Genomic DNA, 25,686 nt, shown 5'->3' on the forward strand with positions numbered 1-25,686 from the left:
ATAGGAAGGCAACTCTGTGAACTGTGGATGGCAATCACTATTTTTCGTCTTGACCTTCCAGCGATGGGAAGGTTCATAAAACGATCCGACGCCCTCTTCGGGCAAGGGAGTATGACATGACACCGCACGACGAGTACGATCACGGCAATCATGGTCATAGCCGCGACCATCATGACGCCCATGTGCAGGATGTGGTGATCCGCGATCCCGTCTGCGGCATGACCGTCGATCCCACGGGCAAGCCGTCGCTGGATTATCGCGGCCGCGCGTTTCACTTCTGCAGCAACGGCTGCCGCGCGAAGTTCGAGGCTGCGCCGGAAAACTATCTCACCGCCAAGGACCCCGTCTGCGGCATGGCGGTCGATCGCGCCACCGCACGCCATTTCCTGAAGCATGAAGGCGAGAAATTCTACTTCTGCTCCGCCGGCTGCCAAACAAAGTTCGAGGCAGATCCATCCGCCTATCTCGACGGCAACAAGCCGGCGCCGAAGCCGGTGCCGAAAGGCACGCTCTACACCTGCCCGATGCACCCCGAAGTCGTCAGCGACCACCCCGGCGATTGCCCGAAATGCGGCATGGCGCTGGAACCGATGGGCGCGCCCGCCGCCGATGAAGGCCCGAACCCGGAACTGGTCGATTTCACGCGCCGGCTCTGGATCAGTGCCGCCCTGTCGCTGCCGCTGCTCGTCATCAGCATGGGGCCGATGCTCGGCCTGCCCATCCGCGGCTGGATCGGCGAACCCACAGCCACATGGGTCGAACTCGTCCTCGCGGCGCCGGTCGTGCTCTGGGCCGCCCTGCCCTTCTTCCGCCGCGCCTGGAACTCGATCGTCAATCGCAGCCCCAACATGTGGACGCTGATCGGCCTCGGCGTCGGCACCGCCTATCTCTACAGCATCGTCGCCACGCTGGCGCCTGGCCTCTTCCCCATGATGTCTAGTGGCCATGGCGAGGCCATACCCGTCTATTTCGAGGCGGCGTCGGTCATCGTCGCACTGGTCTTTGTCGGCCAGGTATTAGAACTGAAAGCCCGTGAACGCACCGGCTCGGCCATCCGCGCCTTGCTCGATCTCGCGCCGAAGACGGCGCGGCGTATCGACGCCAACGGCAGCGAAACCGATGTGCCCGTCGACGAAATCCTGGCTGGCGACCGACTGCGCGTGCGCCCTGGCGAGCGCGTTCCCGTGGACGGTTCCGTCGTCGAAGGGCAATCCACCATCGATGAATCAATGATCACAGGCGAACCCTTGCCGGTCGAAAGGGCCAAGGGCGATCCCTTGACCGGCGGCACGATCAACAAGAACGGCACGCTCATCATGCGGGCCGAGAAGGTCGGCGCCGAGACGACGCTGTCGCGTATCGTCGAGCTCGTCGCCAAGGCACAGCGTTCGCGCGCGCCGATCCAGACAATGGTCGACCGCGTCTCCGCCGTCTTCGTGCCCGCCGTCGTGGCGGCCGCCATCATCGCCTTTGCCGTCTGGGCCTTTGTCGGGCCGGAGCCGCGCCTGGCGCATGCGCTGCTTGCCGCCGTCGCCGTTCTGATCATCGCCTGCCCTTGCGCGCTCGGCCTGGCAACGCCGATGTCCATCATGATTGCCACGGGCAGAGGCGCGCACGAAGGCGTGCTGGTGCGCGACGCCGAGGCGCTGGAACGCTTCGCCAAGGTCGACACGCTGATCGTCGACAAAACCGGCACGCTGACCGAAGGCAAACCGAACCTCACCGATATCGTCACCGCTGCGGGTGTCGATGAGGCGCGCCTGCTTTCCCTCGCCGCCAGCCTGGAGCGCGGGTCCGAACACCCGCTCGCCGAAGCGATCCTTGCCGGCGCCGAGCAGCGCGGCGCGCAATTTGTCGAAATCTCCGGCTTCTCGGCGGTGACCGGCAAGGGCGTCGAAGGCCGCGTCGGCGAGACCGTAATCGCGCTCGGCAATGCCGCGATGATGGCCGACCTCGGCGTTACGACCGATGCCTTGAAGGCGGAGACCGAGCGCCTGCGCGGCGAAGGCAAGACCGTCATGTTCGTCGCCATCGACGGGAAGCTTGCCGGCCTTGTCGCCGTCGCCGACCGGATCAAGCCGACCACGGCAGCCGCGATCAAGGCGCTGCATGACAGCGGCCTCAAGATCGTCATGGCGACCGGCGACAATGGCAAAACCGCCGCCGCCGTCGCCAGAGAGCTCGGCATAGACGAGGTGCGCGCCGACATGCTGCCCGAGAGCAAGAAGGCGCTGATCGACGAACTGCGCACCAGAGGCTACGTCGTTGCCATGGCCGGCGACGGCGTCAACGACGCGCCGGCGCTTGCGTCAGCCGATGTCGGCATCGCCATGGGCACGGGCGCCGATGTCGCGATGGAAAGCGCCGGCATCACGCTGGTCAAGGGCGATCTGAACGGCATCGTCCGGGCGCGCCGCCTCTCGGAAGCGACTATTCGCAACATCAAGCAGAACCTCGCCTTCGCCTTCGGCTACAATGCGCTCGGCGTGCCGCTGGCAGCCGGCGTGCTCTACCCGGTCTTCGGGCTGCTTCTGTCTCCGATGATCGCCGCGGCGGCGATGAGCCTCTCCTCAGTCTCGGTCATCGCCAACGCACTCCGGCTCCGGCTGGCGAAATAGAGCAATATTGAGAAATTGGACACCGCAAATGCCTGATGCCAGTATCCGTTCGCCAAACAAGACAGCGGATGGGGCAAGAACAGGGATCAATTTCAGCTAAGGCGGCGAAGCGACGACTTGGTTTTGTACGTTTCATCGCAAACAGCTGCCCGACGGAAAGATCGGCTACCAGCGTGAGGACGCCGACCTCTGGATCAGCTTTCAATCGGGTTTCGGCTGGGGCGTTTGGGACGACAAAGACGCGGCCTTGCTCGGCAGACCATGGAACGTGCCGTTTCCGGAACAGGATGCCGATTATCCGCCCGAAGGAGAATGGGTAAGCAAGAAGGAGGCGAAATCCTACGTCTACGAACTGGTCTATGTTTAACGGCATGGAGAGGGCGGACCGCGCTGCCCCTCACCCCAGCCCTCTCCCCGCAAGCGGCGCGAGGGGGCTTTGATGGCATAGCCTACGATCTTTCCTGTAAGTTCACGGGCCTGGCGTAGTCGTCCCTTCTCCCCGCCTGCGGGGAGAAGGTTAGGATGAGGGGCTATCTCGCCAGGCGCACCCTAAGCATCTTTTAGCTAACCCGCTCGATAGCAATCGCCGTCGCCTCGCCGCCGCCGATGCAGAGCGCGGCAACGCCACGCCGCGCACCCTGACGTTCGAGCGCATGCAGCAGCGTCACGATCAACCTTGCCCCCGTGGCGCCGATCGGGTGGCCAAGGGCGCAGGCGCCACCGTTGACATTCAGGCGATCGCGCGCAATGCCGAGCTCCTTGGCGGCCGCCATGGCGACGACGGCAAAGGCCTCGTTGATCTCGAAGAGATCGACATCGCCCACCTTCCATCCGGTCTTCTCAAGCAGCTTGCGGATCGCCGGGATCGGCGCGGTCGTGTACCAGGCAGGCTCTTGGCTGTGCGTGGCATGGGCCTTGATCTCGGCAAGGATCGGCAACCCCTCGCGCTCGGCAACCGAGCGGCGCGTCAGGACCAAGGCTGCCGCACCATCGGCATTGGCAGAGGCGCTGGCCGCTGTGATGGTGCCGTCCTTACGGAAGGCGGGCTTGAGCGTCGGGATCTTCTCCGGCGAGACTTTCTGCGGATGCTCATCCTTCGACACCATGACAGCGCCACCCTTAGCCATGACGGAAACTGGGGTAATTTCCGCCTCGAAAGCACCTGTCTCCAGCGCCTTGCGAGCACGTGACAGGGTTTCGACCGCATAGGCATCCTGATCGTCGCGAGTGAACTGATAGGCCTCGACCGCCCTCTCGCCGAAATCGCCCATAGATCGGCCTTTCTCATAGGCATCCTCGAGCCCGTCGAGCATCATATGGTCGAGGATGCGGTCATGGCCCATGCGATAACCGCCGCGCGCCTTGGCAAGCAGATAAGGCGCATTCGACATGGACTCCATGCCGCCGGCGATTGCAATGGAGGCCGAACCGGCAAGAATGAGGTCATGCGCCAGCATGGTCGCCTTCATGCCCGAGCCGCAGACCTTGTTGACGGTGGTGGCGCCGACGGCATCCGGCAGGCCAGCCCCGCGAGCAGCCTGCCGGGCCGGCGCCTGTCCCTGCCCCGCGGGCAGGACGCAGCCGAACAGAACTTCATCCACCCTGTCAGCCGAAAGGCCGGCACGCTCCAGCGCGGCGCGGATAACATGCGCGCCAAGCTCGGGCGCCTGCAAAGGCGAAAGATCTCCCAGGAAACGGCCGAGCGGCGTACGCGTGGCGGATACGATGACGACGGGGTCGATAGCGGACATGACGTTTCCTCACGGGTCAACAAACGATATCTTCGCCTGTATAGCTATCACGTTAGATGATGATCGTCATCTAAATATTGCGAGAGGTTGAATGCGAAACCGGCGACAGATGTGATTGCCCGCTTAGCGGATACACCGTAAGGATATCTCTAGAATTCAAAGGGATATTCCATGCCGCTTTACATCAAGGACGACGCCATCGACCGGCTGGCACGGCGCTACCAGGTGCTGACCAAGGCCCCCACCAAGACCGAAGCCGTGCGGCTCGCCTTGCAGAAGGCACTGGATGAGGAACTGACCAAACCGGCGCTCGCCGACGTCGCCGTCGCCTTCTGCCGCAACCTCAGGCAGAAGGCCACCGCCAGGGGTGGAAGCGCTGACACGACGGGGGAGGTTTGATGTTTATCGACGCTTCGGTGCTGTCGGCGATGATGACCGACGAGGAGGAGGCGCGCGCCTTCGCCATCCGCATGCAGCCGGCAACCGTCAGAATGACCTCGCCGCTTGCCGCAGCCAATGCCACAATCCAGGTTTCCACCACTTTGGGGATGTCGCCGACCGAGGCCGGCGAAGCAGTGCGCACGTTTCTGCAACTGATGAATATTCAGCTGCTCGCAGTTCCGCCTCGTGCCGCCGCCTTGGCGGCAGAAGCATATGAGCATTTCGGCCAAGGCCGCCACTCGGCGGGCCTCAGCCTTGACGATTGCATGACCTATGCCTGCACTCGCTATTATCGCCAGCCGCTATTGTCGAAGAGCGACCGGTTCAAGCAGACGGACATCGAGCTGGCCTAAGCGGCTCGATGCGATATTGCGATCAAGGGCAAAGCGATGCTGAACCTGCGGAAAACGCGCTCGCGCGCGCGCCGACAGAGTTCGGTGCGGCAGCGCATTGCAGACGGGAAATCGTGTCACCCGCACGGATCGGGCCGGTCACCGACGGGTCGGTATTGATAACCCCGTTCGGGAGGATTGCGTCCTTCGAATGATCGACATTGCCGATATCGGTCTGGAGCGCCTCGACATTGACGCGCTTGGGATGATGCTTGTGCACCTGTTCCGCCATGGCGGCGCTGGACATGCCGATGACGAGGGCGGAAATGGCGAGGGTTCTGAGCAGCATGGAACTGGCTCCTGTGGGAGTTGACGCAAATTTCATATGGGAACTGGCAGGCCATTTTTACAGCGGCTTGCCTGTCAATATCGTTAAGAATTTGAAGGTTTTGATCAGGTCTTCACTTTATGGCGGGACACCTCGGCGCCGGCATCATGCGGCAGGCTGATAAAACGCAATGCGGAGATGCCACCGATAAGGCCAACGACGAGGAAAGCCCAGCGAAAATCGACGAGCGAAAGCGTTTCCCCACCATGAATCGTGCGCGAGAGATTGAGGACGGCGGCGGCCACGGCAACGCCGAGCAAGAGCGAAACCTGCTGCAGCATGCTCGACAACGTCGAGGCTGAACTGCGCTGCGCGGCATGAATATCGGCAAACCCCAGCGTATTCAGCGCCGTGAAGTTCATCGACCGCGAAAGGCCGGCAATGAATAGCAGGCAATATATCAGCAGGTCCGGTGTCGACGGGGACAGAAACGCACAGCCGCCAATGCTGGCCGACGAGATCAGGCCATTGACGACGAGCACGTTGCGGAAGCCGAAGATTTTCAGCATCTGCGTCGTGATCGCCTTCATGCCGAGATTGCCGGCGAAGTAAAACAGCAGATAGGTGCCCGCGTCGATCGCCGTGCGGCCGAAGCCGACTTGAAAAAGCAGCGGGATCAGAAACGGCGTCGCGTTGATCGCGATCCGGCTCGCCGTGCCGGCCGAAAGCGTCGACATGGCGAAGGTCTGGACCTTGAAGGCCGAGAGATCGAGCAAAGGGGCGTCGACCCGCATGAAATGCCGGGTGGCAATGACCGAAAGGACGATCCCGACGACAATCAGCCCGACACTGGGCGCAAGACCGAACGTGCCCTGGACGACAAATTCAAGACCGGCAAGCAGGAAGGTCAGCCCTGCCGCCGACTGGAGGAAACCGACGACATCGAGCGGTACGGCCTTCTCCTCGCGCTGATCCGGCACGAAGCGCAGGACGAGACCGATGCCGACGAGACCGATCGGGATATTGATCAGAAAATTCCAGTGCCATGTCAGGTAAGTCGTGATGAAGCTGCCGAGCACCGGCCCGATGACGGGCGCCGTCAGCGCCGGCCAGACGATCATCGACATGGCGTTCACGAGATCGGACTTGCGGGCGTTGCGCAACACGATGATGCGCCCGACAGGCGTCATCAGCGCGCTGCCGACACCCTGGACGGCGCGCGCGATGACGAACTCGGTGAGGCTGCCGGACAGGCCGCAAAACAGCGACGCCGCGGTAAAGATGATGATCGACGCCAGAAACACCCGCCGGGCGCCGTAGCGATCGCCCGCCCAGCCGGCGAGCGGCACGAAGGCCGCCATGGTCAACAGGTAGACCGTGATGCCGATGCTCATCGACACCGGCTCGACGCCGAACGTCAGCGCCATCTGCGGCAGCGAGGTGGTGATGATCGTGCCGTCCAGGAACTGCATGAAAAAGGAGACGGCGACGACGAAGGCGATGATACGCGATTGCCGGCCGAAATTGTCTTCGGAAAGCTGTTCTGTAGTCCGGGCAACGGTCATGGCATGGAATTTCAAAGAATCGTGTTCAAGGGATGGTCGGGTTCTCCCGACAGCAATCATAGGATCAATGAATACGCCCATCGCCACGGCTTGCAAAGCCGCAACCCATGTCAGAGGTCATCAAAAATTGGCACTATGACATAAGAAACCCCGCCGCTAGCCGGATTTGCCGCGGTAACTCTCGATCCGCACCACTACCCAGGCGTCAATCGTCGGAATAACGTTGCTCGCGCCAGGGGTCGCCATACATGTGATAGCCGTTCTTCTCCCAGAAGCCGGCCCTGTCGGCGCCGATGAGCTCGATGCGGTTCAGCCATTTCGCGCTCTTCCAGAAATAGAGATGCGGCACGACGAGACGCATCGGCCCGCCATGCTCGCCGGTCAGCGGCTGGCCCTCCCAGGCGGTGGCGAGGATCGCATCCTCGGCCGCGAAATCTGAAAGCGGGAGGTTGGTGGTATAGCCGTCATAGCTCGTCAGCAGCACATGATGCGCCTCCGCCGTCGGCATGACGAGATCAAGGAGATCGCGCGTCGAAACCCCTTCCCAGCGATTGTCGTAGCGCGACCATGTCGTCACGCAATGGATGTCGCTGATCCCCGTACTTTGTACGATCGCCTGGAAGGCAGCCCAATCGAGGCTGAGCCGCTTTTCCACGAACCCGAACACATCGAGCCGCCAGCTCGACAGCGAAACCTGCGGCTGCTCCCCGAGATCGAGTACCGGCCAGTTCTTGACGAGATGCTGCCCCGGCGGCAGGCGCTCGGTCTCGGGTCGGCTGATGCGCCCGGTCAGAAACCTGCCCTCCGCCGCCCAGCGGCGCTTGGAAGTGGTGAGCTTGCTGTCGGCGGGGATCTGGTCGTCGCTCATGCAGCTATCCTCTCTGCTGAGCAGAAATAGGATGACCGAGCTGCGCGGGAGTCAAGTCAAGGACGGCAGATAGCCAACTATATAGCCGCGATGGCGATGCAGAACAGCTGCGCCTTGCCGGAGATCGAGCGCCTTGCGGCACTGTCATCCGTGACAAGCAGGCAATCGCCCGCATCAAGCGCCATGCCATCGATTTCAGCATTGCCGCGATGGCAAAGAACAAGGCTGGCCCCGCCCTCGAAACCGACTTCGCCATTGCCATCCACCGAAACGCGCCGCACCGAATGCGTGAAGCGTCCCCGCCGCGTCATCACGTTGAGATCCGTGATCGTCCCGTCGATCAAGGTCGCCGAAGTCGGCGCATCGGCCGCAAAGGGTAGCGGATCGCTTGTCTGCGTCAGACGCTCCGGCTCGCGCCCCTCGATGAAGAGGGTCATTCCCTCGCCTTCGAGAATGGACAGCGTGCGATCGATGCCCGGAAAGACCGAAAACGGCCCGTCCGTGGCAACGGTCGCCATGCTGACGCGCCAGTCGAAGTCGGCAAGCCCCACGCCCTCGGGCGAAACGGCGATCTCCACCGTTTCTCCGCCGCCGTTTTTCCAGGGCATGCGCTTGTGATCACCGGCGCGCAGCAGCTTCATCTTTAGTTCCCCAGGATGGCCGGCAGGCGCAGGCCCTGCTGCTTGGCCCAATCGAGCGCAACGTCGTAGCCGGCATCGGCGTGGCGCATGACGCCGGTTGCCGGATCGTTCCAGAGAACACGCTCCAGACGACGGGCCGCATCATCCGTGCCATCGGCGCAGATGACCATGCCCGAATGCTGGCTGAAGCCCATGCCGACGCCGCCGCCGTGGTGCAGCGATACCCAGGTCGCACCGGATGCGGTGTTGAGCAGGGCATTGAGCAGCGGCCAGTCGGAAACGGCATCAGAGCCGTCCTTCATGGCTTCCGTTTCGCGGTTCGGCGAGGCGACCGAGCCGGAGTCGAGATGGTCGCGGCCGATGACGACAGGCGCCTTCAGCTCGCCGTTCCTGACCATTTCGTTGAAGGCGAGGCCGAGGCGATGGCGATCGCCAAGACCGACCCAGCAAATGCGCGCCGGCAGGCCCTGGAAGGCGATGCGCTCGCGCGCCATGTCGAGCCAGTTGTGCAGGTGGGTGTTGCCGGGGGTGAGTTCCTTCACCTTGGCATCCGTCTTGTAGATATCTTCCGGATCGCCCGAAAGAGCGGCCCAACGGAAGGGACCGATGCCCCGGCAGAAGAGCGGGCGGATATAGGCCGGCACGAAGCCCGGGAAGGCGAAGGCGTTTTCAAAACCCTCGTCCTTGGCGACCTGGCGGATGTTGTTGCCGTAGTCGAGCGTCGGCACGCCGGCGTTCCAAAAATCGACCATGGCTTCCACATGCACCTTCATCGAAGCGCGGGCGGCAGCTTCGACGGCCTTCGGATCGCTCTCGCGCTTGGCCCTGTGTTCGGCAACGGTCCAGCCGGCCGGCAGGTAGCCGTTCAGCGGGTCGTGGGCGGAGGTCTGGTCCGTGACGATGTCCGGACGCGGGCCGCCGGCCTTCATGCGCTTCACCAGTTCCGGGAAGATTTCGGCGGCGTTGCCGAGCAGGCCGACAGACTTGGCTTCGCCGGCCTTGGTCCACTTTTCGATCAGATCAAGCGCTTCGTCGAGGCTCGATGCCTTCTCATCGACATAGCGGGTGCGCAGGCGGAAATCGATGCGGGTTTCGTCGCTCTCGACGGCGAGGCAGCAGGCGCCGGCCATGACGGCCGCCAGCGGCTGTGCGCCACCCATGCCGCCGAGACCGCCGGTCAGTATCCACTTGCCCTTGAGGCTGCCGTTGTAGTGCTGGCGACCGGCTTCGACGAAGGTCTCGTAGGTACCCTGCACGATGCCCTGCGTGCCGATATAGATCCACGAGCCGGCCGTCATCTGGCCGTACATGGCAAGGCCCTTCTTATCCAGCTCGTTGAAGTGATCCCAGGTCGCCCAATGCGGCACGAGATTGGAGTTGGCGATCAGCACGCGCGGCGCATCCTTGTGGGTGCGGAACACGGCGACCGGCTTGCCGGACTGCACTAGCAGCGTCTCATCCTCGTTGAGCGTCTTCAGCGTCGCGGCGATGCGGTCGAAATCGTCCCAGGTGCGGGCGGCGCGGCCGATGCCGCCGTAAACCACCAGCTCGTTCGGGTTTTCCGCAACGTCCGGATCGAGGTTGTTCATCAGCATGCGCAGCGGCGCTTCGGTCAACCAGCTCTTGGCATTGAGCTCCGGACCACGAGGAGCGCGGATTTCGCGGATATTATGGCGTGGATTGGTCATGTCACATCTCCAAGGAGGGCAGGATGTCGGTTGAGATCGAGGCATTCAGTGCGCCGGAAGCGATGAGGTCGCTGGCGGCCTTGAGGTCGTTTGCCATGTAGCGGTCCTCTTCCAGCGACGGCACGGCGGCGCGTATCGAAGCAATGGCAAGGGTCAGCTCCGGGCTGGTCGTCAGCGGCGCGCGCAGCTCGACGCCCTGGGCGGCGGTGAGCGCTTCGATGCCGATGATGCCGAACAGGTTTTCGGTCATCCCGAGCAAACGGCGCGCGCCATGGCAAGCCATGGACACATGGTCTTCCTGGTTGGCGGAAGTCGGCGTCGAGTCGACCGAGGCCGGGTGCGACATCTGCTTGTTTTCCGACATCAGCGCCGCCGAGGTCACTTCGGCAATCATCAGGCCGGAATTCAGGCCCGGCTTCTTGGCGAGGAAGGCGGGAAGACCATAGCTGAGTGCCGGGTCGACGAGCAGCGCGATGCGGCGCTGTGCGATCGCGCCGATTTCGCAAACCGCGATAGCGATCTGGTCGGCGGCGAAGGCGACCGGCTCTGCATGGAAATTGCCGCCGGAAACGACGGAATTGTCCGAAAGCACGAGCGGATTGTCGGTGACGGCGTTGGCTTCGATTTCGAGCGTGCGGCCGACGGAGCGCAGAAGGTCGAGGCAGGCGCCGTCGACCTGCGGCTGGCAGCGAATGCAATAGGGGTCCTGCACGCGCTCGTCACCCTCGATATGGCTTTGGCGGATCACCGAGCCGGCGAGCAGGCCGCGAAGGGCGGCGGCCGTATCGATCTGGCCCTTATGGCCACGCAGCGTATGGATATCGGGATGGAACGGCGCCGAGGAGCCCATCGCCGCATCCGTCGACATGGCGCCGGTGATGAGAGCGGCCTGGGCGGCGCGATGAGCGCGGAAGAGACCGGCGAGCGCCAGTGCCGTCGAAACCTGCGTGCCGTTGATGAGCGCCAGCCCTTCCTTGGCGGCCAGCACCACCGGCGTCAGGCCAGCCTTATTGAGCGCTGCCGCGCCGGAAAGCTGTTCGCCGGCATAAAAGGCTTCGCCATGACCCATCATGACGGCAGTCATATGGGCAAGCGGCGCGAGATCGCCCGATGCGCCGACGGAACCCTTTTCAGGAATGACGGGAACGACGCCCTTTTCGAGCATATCTTCGATCAGCCGCACCAGCTCCAGCCGCACGCCCGACGCACCGCGGCCGAGCGAAACAAGCTTCAGCGACATGATGAGGCGAACGACATTCTCGGGCAGCGGCTGGCCGACACCACAGCAATGCGAGAGGATGAGATTGCGCTGCAGCGTCGCGACATCCGCGCTGTCGATCTTGATCGACGCCAGTTTGCCGAAGCCGGTGTTGATACCATAGACCGGCGCATTGCCGGCGGCGATCTCGGCAATGCGGGCCGCCGCCTTGGCAATACCCGCGTCAAAGGACACATCAAGCTTAGCCGGCTCACCGCTCCAATAGATCGTCGCCAGCTGTTGCAGCGAGACGGAGCCCGGATGGAGAACGACAGTCATCGGTTGAACCTCTTTCCCTTGAAAACATGAGCGTGGAGCGGATTGAAGCCGATGCGGTAGACGAGCTCCGCCAGGCTTTCGACATCCCAGATGGCGAAATCGGCCGACTTGCCGGCTTCGAGCGTTCCGGTCTCCGACAGAAGGCCAAGGGCGCGCGCGCCTTCACGGGTGGCGCCGGCAATGCATTCCTCGACCGTCAGGCGGAAAAGGGTGGCAGCCATGTTCATGGTCAGGAGCAGCGACGTCAGCGGCGAAGTGCCGGGATTGGAGTCCGTGGCGATGGCGATCGAGACGCCCGCATCGCGCAGCGCCTGAACCGGCGGCTTCTGCTTCTCGTTGATGGCATAGAAGGCGCCGGGCAGGAGCACGGCAACCGTTCCCGCCGCAGCCATCGCCTTGACGCCATCCTCGTCGAGATATTCGACATGATCGGCTGACAGAGCACCATAGGAGGCGGCAAGCTTGGCACCGCCGAGATTGGAAAGCTGTTCCGCGTGCAGCTTCATCGGAATGCCGAGCGACTTGGCGAGATCGAAGACGCGGGCGATGTCCGCCGTCGAGAAGGCGATGCCTTCACAGAAACCGTCGACAGCATCGACGAGGCCTTCGGCATGCGCCTGCTTGAGGCCTGGCAGCACGACATCGTCGATATAGTCGCCATTGCGGCCCTTATACTCCGCCGGCGTCGCATGCGCGCCGAGATAGGAGGTGACGACGCGGACCGGGCGAACTTTCTCCAGCTTCCGGGCGGCCCGCAGCATCTTCAGTTCGGATTCAATATTGAGGCCGTAACCCGACTTCACCTCGATCGTGGTCACGCCCTCGGACAACAGCGTATCTAGGCGCGGTAGCGCGACGGCAACGAGTTCGTCCACCGACAGCGCGCGCGTCGCATTGACGGAGGAAACGATGCCGCCACCGGCCCTGGCGATTTCTTCATAGCTCGCGCCTTCCAGCCGCATCTCGAATTCGCGGGCGCGATTGCCGCCATAGACGATATGTGTGTGGCAATCGACGAGGCCAGGGGTCACCCAGCGTCCTTCGAGATCGATCGTTTCGGCACCGGAGGTATCGGGCAGGTCGGCTTCATCACCGGCAAAGACGATACGGCCGCCCTTCGTCAGGATTGCGCCCTTCTCGATCGTACCGAGCCGCGTCTCGCCCTCTTTCAAGGTCGCGAGGCGGAGATTGCGCCAGACGCGGCTTGCTACGCCGCTCTCCTTACCATCTTCGGAAAAATTGTTCCCACCCATCAGCTTTACGCCTTTCCTCGTTGGCTCATAATGTATATACATAATCGAAAGGCTGACAAGAGGGATTTTGGACTCCGCGTCCAAAAGGAAAGGGTGAGACCATGACGACACTTCATGCATGCTCGGCACTGCTCGGCGACGGATGGCACGAGAATGTGCGATTGACCCTCGAAGGCGGCCGGATCGCCGAGATCGCGACGGGTGTTGCACCCGAAGCCGGTGACAGCAGGCAGGATGTTCTGGTGCCGGCAATGCCGAACCTGCACAGCCACGCCTTCCAGCGCGCCATGGCCGGCCTTGCCGAAGTCCGCGGCCCGGCCAACGACAGCTTCTGGAGCTGGCGCACCGTCATGTACAAGTTCGCTCTGTCGATGACGCCGGAGCATGTCGAGGCCGTCGCCGCGCAGCTCTATATGGAGATGCTGGAGGCCGGCTTTTCCCGCGTTGGCGAATTCCACTATCTGCATCACGATAAGGACGGCAGTCACTATGCCAATATCGCCGAGCTGGCCGAGCGCATTGGCGCCGCCAGCGCCGAGACCGGCATTGCGCTGACGCTGCTCCCGGTCTTCTACGCCCATTCCGGTTTCGGTGGTACCACCCCCATCGATGGCCAGCGCCGCTTCATCAATTCGATCGACAGCTTCGAGGCGCTGATGGCCGGCTGCCGCGCGGTCACCAGCCGGCTCCCCGGCGCCGAACTCGGCATCGCGCCGCACAGCCTGCGCGCCGTGACGCCGGAGGAACTGGCAAAGCTCGTGCCGATCGCCGGCGACGGCCCGATCCACATCCATGTCGCCGAGCAGGTGAAGGAAGTCGAGGATTGCATCGTCTGGTCCGGTGCCCGCCCGGTGCAGTGGCTGCTCGACAATGCCCCGGTCAATGATCGCTGGTGCCTGATCCACGCGACGCACATGACCGAGGACGAAACCCGGCGCATGGCCAAGAGCGGTGCAATTGCCGGCCTTTGCCCCATCACCGAAGCCAATCTCGGCGACGGCGCCTTCGCGGCGCCACTCTTCCTTGAGGAGCGCGGCCGTTATGGCATCGGCTCTGACTCGAATATCCTGATTTCAGTGCCGGAAGAGTTGCGACAGCTCGAATATTCGCAGCGTCTGGCACTGCGCGCCCGCAATGTCATCGCTGAAACCGGCGGCTCGACCGCGCGCATGCTGTTCGACGGAGCACTGGCTGGCGGCGGCATGGCACTGAAGGCGGCAGCAGGTCTTGCCGTCGGCAATCACGCCGACATTGTTTCGCTCGATGTGAGCGCCGTGCCCTATCTCTCCGGCGACCGCATTCTCGATCACTGGACCTTCGCCGGCGGCGTCAAGATTGACGGCGTCTGGGTGCTTGGCCGCAAGCAGGTGGAGGGCGGCCGTCACCAGAAGAGAGAGGCAATCTCGACGCGATTCCGCAAGACGATGGCCGAACTCATCGGTTAGAGCATGATGCCGAAAAGTGTGAGGGGATTTCGGACGACATCATGCTCTACTTCTTTGATTTTAGAGCGGATTCAGATTTTAGGTCGTTTCGACCTAAAATCATCCGACTCTAAGAAACCGCTTTTCCTTCCATTGATTGGCCCCTAAATAACTTGCGGGAAATTCCATGTCTCACACGGAACAGATGGGCGGTATGACCACAGTCAAAGAGGCGACCCTGCATCAGCGTATCCTCAGCGATATCGAGAGCCAGATCGTTTCCGGCGCCTGGCCGCCGGGCCACCGCATTCCATTCGAAATGGATCTGGCGGAGCAATATGACTGCTCGCGCATGACGGTGAACAAGGTGCTGACCCAGCTCGCACGCGCCGGTCTGATCGAGCGGCGAAAGCGTTCGGGCAGTTTCGTCACGCACCCGCAAGCGCAATCCGCCGTGCTTGAGATCCACGACATAAAGTCCGAGGTGCTGTCGCTCAATCTGTCTTATTCCCACAGGCTGACAAAGCTTGCCGCGCGGCGCGGGCGGCCGGAAGACGCACGCAGGCTGCAGTTTGTCGGCTCGATCCCGGTGCTGGAGATCAACTGCATCCATTACGCCGGCGCACGTCCCTTCTGTCTGGAAGATCGCGTCATCAACCTGGACGTTGTGCCGGAAGCGGCAAAGGCTGATTTCGAGACCTTGCCACCGGGCCCCTGGCTGCTCAATCAGGTGCCGTGGAGCACCGCCGAACACCAGATCCGCGCGATTTCAGCCGAAGCCGACGCCGCCATGAATCTCGATATCCAGAAGGGTACGGCATGCCTCGTCGTGGAACGGCGCACATGGAGCACGGCTGGTCCGATAACCCACGTCCGCCTCACCTATCCCGGCGATCGCCATAGCCTTGTCGCCCGCTTCACGCCGGCAAGCTGACCGCATTTCTGGTGCTGCTTCAGGGGCGCTGCGGAGATTCGGTCTGTGGCGGGATAAGGCTTTCGGATTGGCGGACAGGCTGGACGGGATCGACCAGCAGGATGCTGAGCGCAATCAACACCAACGTCAGAATCAGCAGGATTCCGATCAGAAGTGGACGAATCGCGGTCATTTCGTTCTCCGATCTCCCCAGCCCAGCGCAACGCGCGATAGGGAATTCGAGATAACCGGCGCAGTCTAGCGATAAACGTTAATCAATGCTTGATGTTCCGGAAAATATCCGTCCTTTTCCAAGAATTTCCGGCCTCATCGGCCAAGACGGCCGTCTCACGCTTGTTTGAATGGCGAACGAGACAAGCGGCGCATAGGATCGCGGCGCGGATGCCCCCATGCCGTTGCGCGGCGTGGCGGAAATCCCGCAGACCGGCCCCAATCTTCTCATCACAGACGACCGGCGCCTATCGCACGGTCGACACTCAAGGGAGACATTGCCCATGCATCGCAAACCCCTGATCGTGGCTGCGCTGACGCTCTCCGTCGCCGTGTTCGCCGCGCTGCAAAGCGCCGATGCCGGCGAGCGCGTGAGAGTGCGCGGCACCGTGGAAAGCCTTGATGGCGATACGCTCAAGGTCAAGTCCCGCGACGGCAAGGACATCACGGTGGCGCTGAAATCCGGCTTGAATGTCGGCGGCGTGGTCAAGGCCGCCGTCAGCGACATCAAGCCCGGCGATTTCGTCGGCATCGCCTCGCAGGCGACCGACAGCGGCATCAATGGCGCGATCGAAGTGGTGATCTTCCCAGCCTCGATGAAGGGAACCGGCGAAGGCGACCGCCCCTGGGATTCGCAGCCGAACAGCTCGATGACCAATGCCACGGTCTCCAATGCCGTGACCTCCGTCAATGGTCCGACCTTGACGCTCACCTACAAGGGTGGCGAACGCAAGATCAAGATACCGGATGGCACGCCCGTCGTGACGCTCGCGCCGGCAACGAAAGCCGATCTGAAAGCCGGCGCCGGCGTCTTCATCACAGGCGAACGCAACGGCGATTCCACGGTTACCGCCGACCGCATCGCCGTCGGCCTCAACGGCACCACGCCGCCGATGTGATCGCTGCGGGAACGGCACACGGCCAGCCGGCCTTGAACTCGATCTCCAAAAGTAATACCTCTCGTTCAGAAGTTATTACCGAGGATCGGATGAGCAAGACCGTAACAGCGAAAGGACAAGTCACGATTCCCAAGGCCGTTCGCGACATGCTTGGAATCGGACCCGGAAGCCAGGTCGATTTTCGCCGGCTGCCCGATGGCAATATCGTCGTCGTGCCGGTGGATGCGGGCAAGCAGGTCAGCCGATTTGCCAAGTTTCGCGGTCACGCCGGAAAGGGAATGACCACGGATGAAATCATGGCTTTGACGCGCGGTGACGAGTGACGTGATTTTCGTCGATTCCAACGTGCTGCTGGATGTCATCACCAACGACCCAGCATGGTATGATTGGTCGCTCACGCAGCTCGACGCCGCGAGCCTTCTCGGGCCTTTGTGCATCAACGACGTCGTCTATGCTGAAATATCCGTGCGTTACGACAGGATCGAAGATCTCGACGAGATGCTTGCCGAGACCGGCCTTCGCATAGAGCCGATCCCGCGCGAGGCGCTCTTCCTCGCCGCCAAGGTCTTCGCTCAATATAGAAAATCGGGCGGAACGCGTGGCGGCGTCCTGCCCGATTTCTTCATTGGAGCACATGCGGCCGTCAGTGGCCTATCCCTCCTGACGCGCGACACAAAGCGATTCCGGACCTATTTTCGGTCTGTCACGCTCATCAGCCCGCAGGAAGGCTGAGGCGGGATAGAGCAGGAAACCCTACTCCGCCGCCTGCGCGTGCGGGCGATGCTCGATCGCATCGTCCTCGTCATCCTCATGCGGCTTCGGCTGTTTCCAGGCAATCAGCCGGTAGAACATCGGGATGAAGAAGGTGGCGATGAAGGTCGCCGCCAGCATGCCGCCGATGACGCCGGTGCCGATGGCATGGCGGCTGGCCGAACCGGCACCGCTGCTGATGGCAAGCGGCACGACGCCGAGGATGAAGGCGAGTGAAGTCATGACAATTGGGCGGAAGCGTAAGCGCGCCGCCTCGAGCGCGGCTTCCGCCGCACCCATGCCTTCCTTGCGTTTCAACACCGCGAACTCGACGATCAGGATGGCGTTCTTTGCCGCCAGGCCGATCAGCGTCACCATGCCGATCTGGAAATAGACGTCGTTGGTAAGCCCGCGCAGATAGGTGGCGAGTAGCGCACCGAACAGCGCGAAGGGGATCGCGGTGATGACGGCGAGCGGCAGGCTCCATTTTTCATACTGGGCGGCGAGGATCAGGAACACCATGATGACGCCGAAGATCATCGCCTGCGTGCCGGCGCCGCTGGTCTCCAACTCCTGGTAGGCAGAGCCCGTCCAGGCGATCTGGAATCCCTCCGGCAAGGTCTCGGCCGCCACCTGCTGCATCGCCTTGATCGCATCACCTGACGTATAGCCGGGCGCCGGATTGCCGGTGATCTTGGCGGCATTGAAGGCATTGTAGCGCTCGAGCTGGTCCGGTCCGATCGTGCGCGTCACCTTGATAAGGGTGTCGAGCGGGATCATCTTGCCGCTGTCGGAGCGCACGAAGACCTGACGCAGATCGTCTGGCGATTCGCGGAACGGCGCTTCCGACTGCAGGTTGACCTGGTAGTTGCGGCCGTAAAGCGTGAAGTCGTTCACATAGAGGCTGCCGAAGGTCGCCTGCATGGCGTCGAAGACCGAGTTGATCGGCACGCCGAGCGCCTTGGCCTTTTCGCGGTCGAGATCGGCGCGGAATTGCGGGACGTTGGTGTCGAGCGTGGTGCGGACAGCCGCAAGCTCCGGCCGCTTGGAGGCGGCCGCAACAAGCTTCTGCGCCTGTTCGGAAAGCCCGGCGACACCCTTGCCGCTGCGGTCCTGCACGTAGACCTCGAAACCGCCCGTGGTCGATAGGCCCTGGATCGGCGGCGGATTGAAGGCGAGCACCATGGCATCCTTGATGCCCATGTTGGCGCCAATCAGCGGGCCTGCGAGATTGCGGGCGTCGAGTTCGGGCGTCTTGCGCTCGCTCCAGTCCTTCAGCGTCACGAAGGCGACGCCGGCGCTGCTCTTCAGGCCACCCGACAAAAGGTCGAAACCGGAGACGGCAAAGACGTTCTCGACGCCGGGCAGCTTCTCGGTGTTGACAAGCGCCTCATCCATGACGGCCTGGGTACGCGTCAGCGAAGCCGCCGGCGGCAGGATGGCGATCTGGAACAGCGAACCCTGGTCTTCATCCGGCACCAGCGATCCCGGTAGCGTATAGAAGAGATAACCGGTCACCCCAAGCAGGCCGGCGACCAGCACGCAGCCGACGATGACGCGCTTCAGGAAGAAGGCGACACCGGCTGCGTAGCCTTCCGTCAACCGCTCGAAGGCGCGGTTGAAGATGCGGAACGGCAGGATCGGTTCGTGATGGCCGGGCTTCAGGATCAGCGCGCAGAGCGCCGGCGTCAGCGTCAGCGCCACGATGCCCGATAGCGTGACCGAGATCGCGATGGTGACGGCGAACTGCTTGTACATCTGGCCCGCCAGCCCGCCCATGAAGGAGACCGGGATGAAGACGGCGCAAAGCACGAGCACGATGGCGATGACCGGCCCCGTGACTTCACCCATCGCCTTGATGGCCGCCTTCCTTGGCGACAGTTTCTCCGTCGTCATCAGACGCTCGACGTTTTCGAGCACGACGATGGCGTCGTCGACAACGATACCGATCGCCAGTACCAGGCCGAACAGCGTCAGAAGATTGATCGAGAAGCCGAGCAGATACATGCCCGCGAAAGTGCCGATGATCGAGATCGGCACGGCGACGACCGGAATGAGCGTCGCACGCCAATTCTGCAGGAAGACGAAGACGACGATGATGACCAGCACGATGGCTTCGATGAAGGTCTTGACCACCTCCTCGATCGACACCTGGATGAACTTCGTCGTGTCGTAGGGGATCTGATAGGCGACCCCTTGCGGGAAGGACTTCTGCAGCTCGTCGAGGCGCGACTTCAGCGCCGCCATGGTATTCAAGGCGTTGGCGCCCGGCTGCAGATAGACGGCGATCGGAACGGCCGGCGTGCCATTGAGGCTGCTCTGGATCGAATAGCTCTTGGTGCCGAGCTCGATGCGCGCCACGTCCTTCAACCTCAGCGTCGCCGCATTGCTCGTCGAACGCAGGATGATCTCGCCGAAGCCGTCGACGTCAGGCAGGCGCCCCTGCGTCGTCACCGTATAGGTGAAGGCCTGCGGGTTGTTGCTGGGCTGGTCGCCGAAACGGCCGGCGGCAAATTGCGAGTTCTGCTCCTGAATGGCGGTCGCGACATCGCTCGGCGTCAGATTATACTGTGCAAGCTTGTCGGGCCGCAGCCAGATTCGCATCGAATAGTCGACATCGCCGAGCAGGTTGACGTCGCCGATGCCGGGAATGCGCTTGAGATCGTCGATGACGTTCAAAAGCGCATAATTGCCGACATAGGTGCGGTCATAACGGCTGTCTGTCGAATACATCGCCACGAAGCCGAGGATCGACGTCGAACGCTTGGTGACGACGACGCCGAGACGCGTCACATCCTGCGGCAGGGTCGTAACGGCACGCTGCACGCGGTTGTTGACGTTGATTGCCGCCTGGTCCGGGTCCGTGCCGAGCGCGAAGGTCACCGTGATCTGCATCGCGCCGCTGTTGGAGTTCGTCGACTGCATGTAGAGCATGTTTTCGACGCCGTTGATCTGCTGCTCCAGCGGAGCGGCAACGGTCTGCGCCACCGTCTCGGCGCTGGCGCCGGGATAGGTCGCGGTGACCACGACCTGCGGCGGCGTCAGTTCCGGATATTGCGCGATCGGCAGGATACGGATGCAGACGGCGCCCGCGAGCAGGATGACGATCGAGATCACCGCCGCGAAAACGGGGCGATCGATAAAGAATCTGTTGCCTAACATCAGTTCTGCGCCACCTTCTTCGCGTCTTTAGGCGTTGCATCTGCCGTCGCCTGCACCGGTGCGCCCGGACGCACCTTGATGATGCCTTCCGTGATGAGCTTGTCGCCGGCCTTGAGGCCTGAAAGCACCAGCCAGCTGCTGCCGACCTTCTGGCCGAGCGTCACCGGATTGACGTGCGCCTTGCCGTCCTGATCGATCGTGTAGACGAACTGGCCCTGCGGGCTCTGCATCAAGGCGACTTCCGGGATAGTGATGGCGTTGTCGAGCGAAACGCCCGTCACCTTGGCGCGCACGAACTGGCCCGGCAGCAGCCGGCGATCGGGATTGTCGACCACGGCGCGGGCCTGCAAGGTTCCCGTCGATACGTCGATCGTGGAGGAGGTGAAGTCGACGACGCCGTCATGGTCGTAGCTCGTGCCGTCGCCGAAGGAGATCTTGACGCCGAGGTTCGGCGCCTCGCCCTTGGCCTTCTTCATGTCGATAAGCCGGCGCACTTCGGCAGCTTCCGCATCCGAGAAGGAGAAGTTGACGTAGACCGGGTCGAGCTGCGTGATGCTGGTCAGCAGGCCGGTATCGCCCGTCGTGCCGATGAGGCTGCCTTCGGAGACCTGCTCGAGACTGGTGATGCCGCCGACCGGGGCGGTGACCTGCGTATAGTCGAGATTGAGCTGCGCCGTCTGGACCTGGGCTTGCGCGGCCGCAACCGACGCCTCTGCCAGCTGCCGTGTCGAAACCGCATCGTCGCGCGCCTTCTGTGTCGCGGCGTTCTGCCCGAAGAGGTTGATGTTGCGCTTTTCCTCGCGCTGCGCCTGCTCAAGCTGCGCCTGCGCCTGCTGAAGCTGCGCCTTGGCCTGGGCGAGCGCCGCCTGATAGGAGGCGGGATCGATCAGGAAGAGCACGTCGCCGGCCTTCACTTCGGCGCCTTCGACAAAGTTTCTTTTCAACAGGATACCGCCGACGCGGGCCCGTACATCGACTTGCCTAAAGGCGGAGATGCGCGCAGCATATTCGTAAGACAGCGCCACGGTCTGGGGCTTGACGTCGATCACCGTCACCTGCGGCGGCGGCATCTGTCCAGCCTGCTGCGCAAGGGAGGGGAAAGCGCAGAAAATAAACAGCCCGGCTGCAAGGAGACCGCTGCGCAGAAGGAGAGATTTATGCGTCGTCATGGGAAAATCACCGCGAGATTCGACATTTTTGTTGCGCCGCAATATACAAACATCCATGAATGATTGTAAATATCAAATCGACGTGACTTTTATGGCCGATATCGGGAACCTCATGCGGCGTTCAGATATTAGGATATAAAATCAAACATATAGAGTGAGACGAATGCCCCCTTTCGTCTTACGGAAACTTCGAGGAGGAGCATGCGCAGAACCAAGGAAGAGGCAGCCAAGACCAGAGAGGAAGTCCTGACTGCAGCCGCCGAGATTTTCTATGAGAACGGCGTCAGCGGCTCGAGCCTCGAAAAGATCGCCCAGCGCGCCGGCGTAACGCGCGGTGCGATCTACTGGCATTTCAAGGACAAGGCCGAGGTCTTGACGGCGCTGCACAAGGAAATCCGCCTGCCGCAGGAAACCATCGTCGACTATGCGATCGAGCATGGCCATGACGATCCGCTTGGGCTGATCGAGGAAGGCGCCATCCAGGTCCTGCAGACCCTTGTCAACGACGAACAGCAGCAGCGCGTCTTCGCCATCATGATCCTCGGCTGCGAGTTTACGGAGCACCTGTCGGATGCGGCCCAGAGAATAGTGACCGCCAATCACGAAATGTTCGGCAAGCTGACGCGGCTGATCGAGATGGCCGACCAACAGAGCCCGCTCGCGCCGCTATGGACGGCCGATAGCGCCGCCCGCGCCATCCAATGCTCGATGAACGGCCTCTTGGCCGAATGGCTCCGATCCAGCAAGTCCTTTTCCCTCGTTGATATCGGCGAACGGCTGATACGCAGCCTCATCGCCTCCATGCGCAGCACGAAAGCCGCTGGCGGCCTCCGATAGGGACAAAAGCTGAAACGCTGGAAGCGAAGCCGAGGGATCGCAAGGCGCCTCAGGCGCCGACGTGACGCATGGCTTCGGCAAGAGAGATGTCCGACTTGATCTCCCGCGTCGACATCGATGTCACCGTATGCCGGACGCCCGGGAGCCGGTTGAGCTCCTGCCGCAGCAGCCGGTCGAGTGCGGCCATGTCGGTCGCGAGGATATGCAGGAGATAATCGGCCTCGCCGGTGGTCGCATGACAGCGCCAGATCAACGGATGGCGGCGCACCGCGGCCTCGAAGGCATCGAAGCGCTCGACATCGATCGACACCTGGACGAAGGCTTCCAGCCCGAAGCCGAGCCGGGCCGGGTCGAGAAGCGCCCTGTATCCCCTGATTACCCCCGCCTCTTCCAGCGCCTTCACCCGCTTCCAGCAGGGCGTCTTGCTGAGACCGGCCAGATCGGCAAGCGCGGCAAAGGAGATGCGGGCGTCGGCCTCCAGCGCGGTAATGATCTTGTGGTCGAGCGCGTCCAACTCCATCGTTCTCTCCATCTAGTCCACAACGAACAATCGTACTCTATATCTCCAAATTTGAATGACAAATAGGAACAATGTTCAAGCCAAATTTCGTATCCTTGAAAAGGAGCAAACATGCTTGACGGCCGAGAGCCGGAACTAAAGGGAACGAAGATGGAGAAGAAAGACTATTACGCGCGCATCGAGGCGCCCGAAATGCGCGACTATGGCGTTTACCTGCAATGCGACAAGCTGCTCGCCTGTCAGAAGCCGTTGAACGGCATGGTCAACGGCGACGAATTGCAGTTCCAGATCGTTCACCAGGTCGAAGAACTCTGGATGAAGCTGATGGCCTATACGCTGGTCGATGTCATCGCCTTCATGGAGGAGCGCAACACCCATCGCGTCGTCACCCTCATGGGCCGCGTGCATCGGATCGTGCGCATGATGACGGCCCAGCTCGATCTTCTCGAAACCATGTCGCCAAGGGAATACCAGGAAGTCCGCTTGCAACTCGGCAATGGCAGCGGCCAGGAATCGCCCGGCTTCAAATTCCTGCTGCGCATGCCGCCCGATCTCTGGCACGCCTTCAAGACGAACTATCTCGACATCCCCGGCCTGACGGTCGAGGATATTTATGACGGCAAATACGATCATGGCGACAGCTATGTCGTCGCCGAAGCGCTGGTGGAATATGATGAGCTGTTTCAGAAATTCCGCGCCAACCACATGTATCTGATCCAGCGCTCCATCGGGCTCGGCTCGAAATCGCTGAAGGGCCGGCCGGTCGAGCTGCTGCAGGCCGGCGCGCGCCATCGCTTCTTTCCGGATCTCTGGGACATTCGCGCCGAGATGACCGATCGCTGGGGCAGCGAATATGGCGTCGTCCGCGATTCCATTTCCAAGCACGACGCCGCCGAATAGGCCTCGACCGAAGACCGCCTTCCGCCGACTTGGATATCGAGCGGAAGGCTTTCCCGCTTGCACAAGACCAAAGCCGCAATCAGACCTGCGGCCACGTCGATATCGAGCGCAGCATCGCAGATCTCGCGATGCCGCTTCTCCGAGCCTCCGCTCCAGGTGGGCCGACGCTTCAAGGCTCGACCGGCATCTTTTGCCGAAGCGCCGCACTCCCCGGATTCTCTCTTCGCAAGCTCAAGCTCGCAAGGCGCCAACCGCCGCGTTGAAACGACATGGTCATTAGCCGAGGCGAATGACGGAAAGGCCGGCATTTTCAGCCAAAAAAATGCAACAACCATTGAAATATAGCCTATTGCATAATTCTGATAACCGGCATATTTATTTAGTAACCTCACAGTTCGATCCTCCCGGAGCACAGCATGACGCAAATTCAGGAAGCCGCCACGGAGCGGCGCGCGTGGCAGTTTGCCAGCCGCGACGAGGACGACCGTCCAAGCCTTCCCGAAGTCAATGCAACGGTTAAGGTTCCCCATACCGGCAGCTGGATTCGGCGCCTGATCGCCTTCGTCGGGCCGGGCTACATGATCTCGGTCGGCTATATGGACCCCGGCAACTGGGCGACGGACCTCGCCGGCGGCGCGCAGTTCGGCTACACGCTTCTCACCGTCATCATGCTGTCGAACCTGATGGCGATCCTGCTACAGGCGCTTTCGGCAAGGCTCGGCATCGCCACCGGCCGCGATCTTGCGCAAGCCTGTCGGGATCATTATCCGCGGCCGGTCAATCTGGCGCTGTGGTTTGCCTGCGAGCTCGCCATCATCGCCTGCGACCTTGCCGAAGTCATCGGTACGGCCATCGCGCTGCAGTTGCTCTTCGGAATCCCGCTGATCGGCGGCGCGCTGATCACCGCGCTCGACGCCTTTTTATTGCTGCTGCTGATGAACAAGGGCTTCCGCTACCTCGAAGCCTTCGTCATCGCGCTGCTGATCGTCATCGCCACCTGCTTTGCTGTGCAGATTGCCGCCGCCGCACCGCCCGTTGCGGCGATCCTCGACGGCTTCATCCCCTCGCCCGAAATCGTCACCAATCCTGCGATGCTCTACATCGCCATGGGCATCATCGGCGCGACGGTCATGCCGCATAATCTCTACCTGCATTCGTCGATCGTGCAGACCCGCGCCTACAAGCGCACCGAGGAGGGTCGCCGCGATGCGATCAAATGGGCAACGATCGACAGCACCGTCGCGCTGATGCTCGCGCTCTTCGTCAATGCCGCGATCCTGATCGTCGCAGCCGCCGCCTTTCACACAAGCGGCCACTCCGATGTGGCCGAGATCGGTCAGGCCTATGAGCTGCTGTCGCCGTTGCTCGGCCTCGGCATCGCCTCGACGCTGTTTGCCGTGGCGCTGCTGGCCTCCGGCCTCAACTCGACCGTGACGGCGACGCTGGCCGGCCAGATCGTCATGGAAGGCTTTCTCCGCCTGCGGATTCCGCACTGGGCAAGGCGACTTTTGACCCGTGGCCTCGCAATTATTCCGGTTGTGTTCGTGACCGCCATTTATGGTGAAAAAGGCACTGCGAACCTGCTGGTACTGAGCCAGGTCGTCCTGTCGATGCAACTACCCTTCGCGGTCATTCCCCTGGTCCAATTCGTGACGAATCGCGAGAAAATGGGCAGTTTCACCGTCTCCAGAAGCGTCGCCGTTCTTTCATGGACAATCGCCGCGATCATCCTGGTGCTGAACCTCAAACTGCTCTACGACACCATCTTCGGTTGACGAATCATTGTTAACGCGCGAATCTGGGCCTGTGGACGATCACGGCAATTAACGGCCTCGTAATATTTGCCTAGATTTTGCCAT

General features: G+C 62.1%; 23 protein-coding genes. 11 read left to right on the forward strand and 12 right to left on the reverse strand.

The features are described 5' to 3' along the window. The first annotated feature begins 116 nt into the window (after positions 1 to 116). Positions 117 to 2,618, forward strand: a complete 2,502-nt coding sequence (locus ACIQWP_RS19345; protein ID WP_402790601.1) for a heavy metal translocating P-type ATPase — start codon at positions 117 to 119, stop codon at positions 2,616 to 2,618. A 560-nt stretch (positions 2,619 to 3,178) separates the two neighbouring features. On the opposite strand, the gene ACIQWP_RS19350 is transcribed toward ACIQWP_RS19345, so the two are convergent. Then, positions 3,179 to 4,369: an acetyl-CoA C-acyltransferase gene (locus tag ACIQWP_RS19350; RefSeq protein ID WP_402790604.1), complete on the reverse strand. Its 1,191-nt coding sequence runs from the start codon at positions 4,367 to 4,369 to the stop codon at positions 3,179 to 3,181. Between the two features lie 171 nt (positions 4,370 to 4,540). Between ACIQWP_RS19350 and ACIQWP_RS19355 the strand changes: the two genes are divergently transcribed. Together ACIQWP_RS19355 and ACIQWP_RS19360 are read left to right on the forward strand one after the other, a co-directional pair. Then, a complete protein-coding gene (locus ACIQWP_RS19355; protein WP_402790607.1) occupies positions 4,541 to 4,768 on the forward strand; it encodes a type II toxin-antitoxin system VapB family antitoxin in 228 nt (75 codons plus the stop codon). Further along, a complete protein-coding gene (locus tag ACIQWP_RS19360; RefSeq protein ID WP_402790609.1) occupies positions 4,768 to 5,163 on the forward strand; it encodes a type II toxin-antitoxin system VapC family toxin in 396 nt (131 codons plus the stop codon). Before ACIQWP_RS19355 ends, ACIQWP_RS19360 begins: the two co-directional genes overlap by 1 nt. Positions 5,164 to 5,185: 22 nt before the next feature. Here the strand turns inward: ACIQWP_RS19360 and ACIQWP_RS19365 are convergent, their stop codons facing one another. The 7 genes from ACIQWP_RS19365 to hutI form a co-directional block, all read right to left on the reverse strand. Then, entirely contained in the window at positions 5,186 to 5,491 is a 306-nt protein-coding gene (locus tag ACIQWP_RS19365) for a hypothetical protein (protein WP_402790612.1), read from the reverse strand. A gap of 104 nt (positions 5,492 to 5,595) precedes the next feature. Beyond that, positions 5,596 to 7,035 (reverse strand): MFS transporter, encoded by a 1,440-nt coding sequence (locus ACIQWP_RS19370; protein WP_402790615.1) that lies wholly within the window; start codon positions 7,033 to 7,035, stop codon positions 5,596 to 5,598. Positions 7,036 to 7,240: 205 nt separating this feature from the next. Next, on the reverse strand, positions 7,241 to 7,903 hold the full coding sequence (locus tag ACIQWP_RS19375; RefSeq protein WP_402790618.1) for a sulfite oxidase-like oxidoreductase: 663 nt from the start codon (positions 7,901 to 7,903) through the stop codon (positions 7,241 to 7,243). Positions 7,904 to 7,980: 77 nt separating this feature from the next. Continuing rightward, on the reverse strand, positions 7,981 to 8,544 hold the full coding sequence (locus tag ACIQWP_RS19380) for a HutD family protein (RefSeq protein ID WP_402790621.1): 564 nt from the start codon (positions 8,542 to 8,544) through the stop codon (positions 7,981 to 7,983). 2 nt (positions 8,545 to 8,546) lie between these two features. Next, complete coding sequence (gene hutU, locus ACIQWP_RS19385) at positions 8,547 to 10,232, reverse strand: urocanate hydratase (RefSeq protein WP_402790624.1); 1,686 nt, start codon at positions 10,230 to 10,232, stop codon at positions 8,547 to 8,549. Position 10,233: 1 nt separating this feature from the next. Next, complete coding sequence (gene hutH, locus ACIQWP_RS19390; protein WP_402790626.1) at positions 10,234 to 11,769, reverse strand: histidine ammonia-lyase; 1,536 nt, start codon at positions 11,767 to 11,769, stop codon at positions 10,234 to 10,236. Next, a complete protein-coding gene (gene hutI / locus ACIQWP_RS19395; RefSeq protein WP_402790628.1) occupies positions 11,766 to 13,022 on the reverse strand; it encodes an imidazolonepropionase in 1,257 nt (418 codons plus the stop codon). Before hutI ends, hutH begins: the two co-directional genes overlap by 4 nt. A 101-nt stretch (positions 13,023 to 13,123) precedes the next feature. Between hutI and ACIQWP_RS19400 the strand changes: the two genes are divergently transcribed. Together ACIQWP_RS19400 and hutC are read left to right on the forward strand one after the other, a co-directional pair. Beyond that, complete coding sequence (locus ACIQWP_RS19400; RefSeq protein ID WP_402790630.1) at positions 13,124 to 14,467, forward strand: formimidoylglutamate deiminase; 1,344 nt, start codon at positions 13,124 to 13,126, stop codon at positions 14,465 to 14,467. Positions 14,468 to 14,660: 193 nt separating this feature from the next. Next, positions 14,661 to 15,380, forward strand: coding sequence for a histidine utilization repressor (gene hutC, locus ACIQWP_RS19405; RefSeq protein WP_402791005.1), 720 nt, complete (start codon positions 14,661 to 14,663; stop codon positions 15,378 to 15,380). 19 nt (positions 15,381 to 15,399) lie between these two features. Here the strand turns inward: hutC and ACIQWP_RS19410 are convergent, their stop codons facing one another. After that, the gene (locus ACIQWP_RS19410; protein ID WP_402790633.1) at positions 15,400 to 15,552 is read right to left on the reverse strand and encodes a hypothetical protein; all 153 of its coding nucleotides are present in this window, start codon (positions 15,550 to 15,552) and stop codon (positions 15,400 to 15,402) included. Between the two features lie 322 nt (positions 15,553 to 15,874). On the opposite strand from ACIQWP_RS19410, the gene ACIQWP_RS19415 reads away from it, so the two are divergent. The 3 genes from ACIQWP_RS19415 (at position 15,875) to ACIQWP_RS19425 (ending at position 17,221) form a co-directional block, all read left to right on the forward strand. Further along, positions 15,875 to 16,489 carry a hypothetical protein gene (locus ACIQWP_RS19415; protein WP_402790635.1) on the forward strand — a complete coding sequence of 205 codons (615 nt, stop codon included), beginning with the start codon at positions 15,875 to 15,877 and terminating at the stop codon, positions 16,487 to 16,489. 89 nt (positions 16,490 to 16,578) lie between these two features. Continuing rightward, complete coding sequence (locus ACIQWP_RS19420) at positions 16,579 to 16,812, forward strand: AbrB/MazE/SpoVT family DNA-binding domain-containing protein (protein WP_402791008.1); 234 nt, start codon at positions 16,579 to 16,581, stop codon at positions 16,810 to 16,812. 1 nt (position 16,813) lies between these two features. Further along, positions 16,814 to 17,221, forward strand: a complete 408-nt coding sequence (locus ACIQWP_RS19425; RefSeq protein ID WP_402790638.1) for a type II toxin-antitoxin system VapC family toxin — start codon at positions 16,814 to 16,816, stop codon at positions 17,219 to 17,221. 21 nt (positions 17,222 to 17,242) lie between these two features. Here ACIQWP_RS19425 and ACIQWP_RS19430 read toward each other — a convergent pair whose 3' ends face one another. Together ACIQWP_RS19430 and ACIQWP_RS19435 are read right to left on the reverse strand one after the other, a co-directional pair. Then, positions 17,243 to 20,401: an efflux RND transporter permease subunit gene (locus ACIQWP_RS19430; protein ID WP_402790641.1), complete on the reverse strand. Its 3,159-nt coding sequence runs from the start codon at positions 20,399 to 20,401 to the stop codon at positions 17,243 to 17,245. Then, the gene (locus tag ACIQWP_RS19435) at positions 20,401 to 21,570 is read right to left on the reverse strand and encodes an efflux RND transporter periplasmic adaptor subunit (protein ID WP_402790644.1); all 1,170 of its coding nucleotides are present in this window, start codon (positions 21,568 to 21,570) and stop codon (positions 20,401 to 20,403) included. Before ACIQWP_RS19435 ends, ACIQWP_RS19430 begins: the two co-directional genes overlap by 1 nt. Positions 21,571 to 21,771: 201 nt before the next feature. Between ACIQWP_RS19435 and ACIQWP_RS19440 the strand changes: the two genes are divergently transcribed. Continuing rightward, positions 21,772 to 22,407, forward strand: coding sequence for a TetR family transcriptional regulator (locus tag ACIQWP_RS19440; RefSeq protein WP_402790647.1), 636 nt, complete (start codon positions 21,772 to 21,774; stop codon positions 22,405 to 22,407). Between the two features lie 49 nt (positions 22,408 to 22,456). Here ACIQWP_RS19440 and ACIQWP_RS19445 read toward each other — a convergent pair whose 3' ends face one another. Next, complete coding sequence (locus ACIQWP_RS19445; RefSeq protein WP_402790650.1) at positions 22,457 to 22,927, reverse strand: Lrp/AsnC family transcriptional regulator; 471 nt, start codon at positions 22,925 to 22,927, stop codon at positions 22,457 to 22,459. Positions 22,928 to 23,038: 111 nt separating this feature from the next. On the opposite strand from ACIQWP_RS19445, the gene ACIQWP_RS19450 reads away from it, so the two are divergent. Then, positions 23,039 to 23,827, forward strand: coding sequence for a tryptophan 2,3-dioxygenase family protein (locus ACIQWP_RS19450; protein WP_402790653.1), 789 nt, complete (start codon positions 23,039 to 23,041; stop codon positions 23,825 to 23,827). A gap of 416 nt (positions 23,828 to 24,243) precedes the next feature. Continuing rightward, a complete protein-coding gene (locus ACIQWP_RS19455) occupies positions 24,244 to 25,602 on the forward strand; it encodes an Nramp family divalent metal transporter (protein WP_402790656.1) in 1,359 nt (452 codons plus the stop codon). The last annotated feature ends 84 nt before the right edge of the window (positions 25,603 to 25,686 follow it).

It is taken from the genome of Rhizobium sp. NPDC090279 (genome assembly GCF_044769665.1).
In the GTDB taxonomy this organism is placed as follows: domain Bacteria; phylum Pseudomonadota; class Alphaproteobacteria; order Rhizobiales; family Rhizobiaceae; genus Rhizobium.

Excerpts from the sequence above, each read along its gene's own strand:
- ACIQWP_RS19345 (WP_402790601.1), top strand. The coding sequence starts at position 117 with ATGACACCGCACGACGAGTACGATCACGGCAATCATGGTCATAGCCGC.
- ACIQWP_RS19350 (WP_402790604.1), bottom strand. The coding sequence starts at position 4,369 with ATGTCCGCTATCGACCCCGTCGTCATCGTATCCGCCACGCGTACGCCG.
- ACIQWP_RS19355 (WP_402790607.1), top strand. The coding sequence starts at position 4,541 with ATGCCGCTTTACATCAAGGACGACGCCATCGACCGGCTGGCACGGCGC.
- ACIQWP_RS19360 (WP_402790609.1), top strand. The coding sequence starts at position 4,768 with ATGTTTATCGACGCTTCGGTGCTGTCGGCGATGATGACCGACGAGGAG.
- ACIQWP_RS19365 (WP_402790612.1), bottom strand. The coding sequence starts at position 5,491 with ATGCTGCTCAGAACCCTCGCCATTTCCGCCCTCGTCATCGGCATGTCC.
- ACIQWP_RS19370 (WP_402790615.1), bottom strand. The coding sequence starts at position 7,035 with ATGACCGTTGCCCGGACTACAGAACAGCTTTCCGAAGACAATTTCGGC.
- ACIQWP_RS19375 (WP_402790618.1), bottom strand. The coding sequence starts at position 7,903 with ATGAGCGACGACCAGATCCCCGCCGACAGCAAGCTCACCACTTCCAAG.
- ACIQWP_RS19380 (WP_402790621.1), bottom strand. The coding sequence starts at position 8,544 with ATGAAGCTGCTGCGCGCCGGTGATCACAAGCGCATGCCCTGGAAAAAC.
- hutU (WP_402790624.1), bottom strand. The coding sequence starts at position 10,232 with ATGACCAATCCACGCCATAATATCCGCGAAATCCGCGCTCCTCGTGGT.
- hutH (WP_402790626.1), bottom strand. The coding sequence starts at position 11,769 with ATGACTGTCGTTCTCCATCCGGGCTCCGTCTCGCTGCAACAGCTGGCG.
- hutI (WP_402790628.1), bottom strand. The coding sequence starts at position 13,022 with ATGGGTGGGAACAATTTTTCCGAAGATGGTAAGGAGAGCGGCGTAGCA.
- ACIQWP_RS19400 (WP_402790630.1), top strand. The coding sequence starts at position 13,124 with ATGACGACACTTCATGCATGCTCGGCACTGCTCGGCGACGGATGGCAC.
- hutC (WP_402791005.1), top strand. The coding sequence starts at position 14,661 with ATGACCACAGTCAAAGAGGCGACCCTGCATCAGCGTATCCTCAGCGAT.
- ACIQWP_RS19410 (WP_402790633.1), bottom strand. The coding sequence starts at position 15,552 with ATGACCGCGATTCGTCCACTTCTGATCGGAATCCTGCTGATTCTGACG.
- ACIQWP_RS19415 (WP_402790635.1), top strand. The coding sequence starts at position 15,875 with ATGCATCGCAAACCCCTGATCGTGGCTGCGCTGACGCTCTCCGTCGCC.
- ACIQWP_RS19420 (WP_402791008.1), top strand. The coding sequence starts at position 16,579 with ATGAGCAAGACCGTAACAGCGAAAGGACAAGTCACGATTCCCAAGGCC.
- ACIQWP_RS19430 (WP_402790641.1), bottom strand. The coding sequence starts at position 20,401 with ATGTTAGGCAACAGATTCTTTATCGATCGCCCCGTTTTCGCGGCGGTG.
- ACIQWP_RS19435 (WP_402790644.1), bottom strand. The coding sequence starts at position 21,570 with ATGACGACGCATAAATCTCTCCTTCTGCGCAGCGGTCTCCTTGCAGCC.
- ACIQWP_RS19440 (WP_402790647.1), top strand. The coding sequence starts at position 21,772 with ATGCGCAGAACCAAGGAAGAGGCAGCCAAGACCAGAGAGGAAGTCCTG.
- ACIQWP_RS19445 (WP_402790650.1), bottom strand. The coding sequence starts at position 22,927 with ATGGAGTTGGACGCGCTCGACCACAAGATCATTACCGCGCTGGAGGCC.
- ACIQWP_RS19450 (WP_402790653.1), top strand. The coding sequence starts at position 23,039 with ATGCTTGACGGCCGAGAGCCGGAACTAAAGGGAACGAAGATGGAGAAG.
- ACIQWP_RS19455 (WP_402790656.1), top strand. The coding sequence starts at position 24,244 with ATGACGCAAATTCAGGAAGCCGCCACGGAGCGGCGCGCGTGGCAGTTT.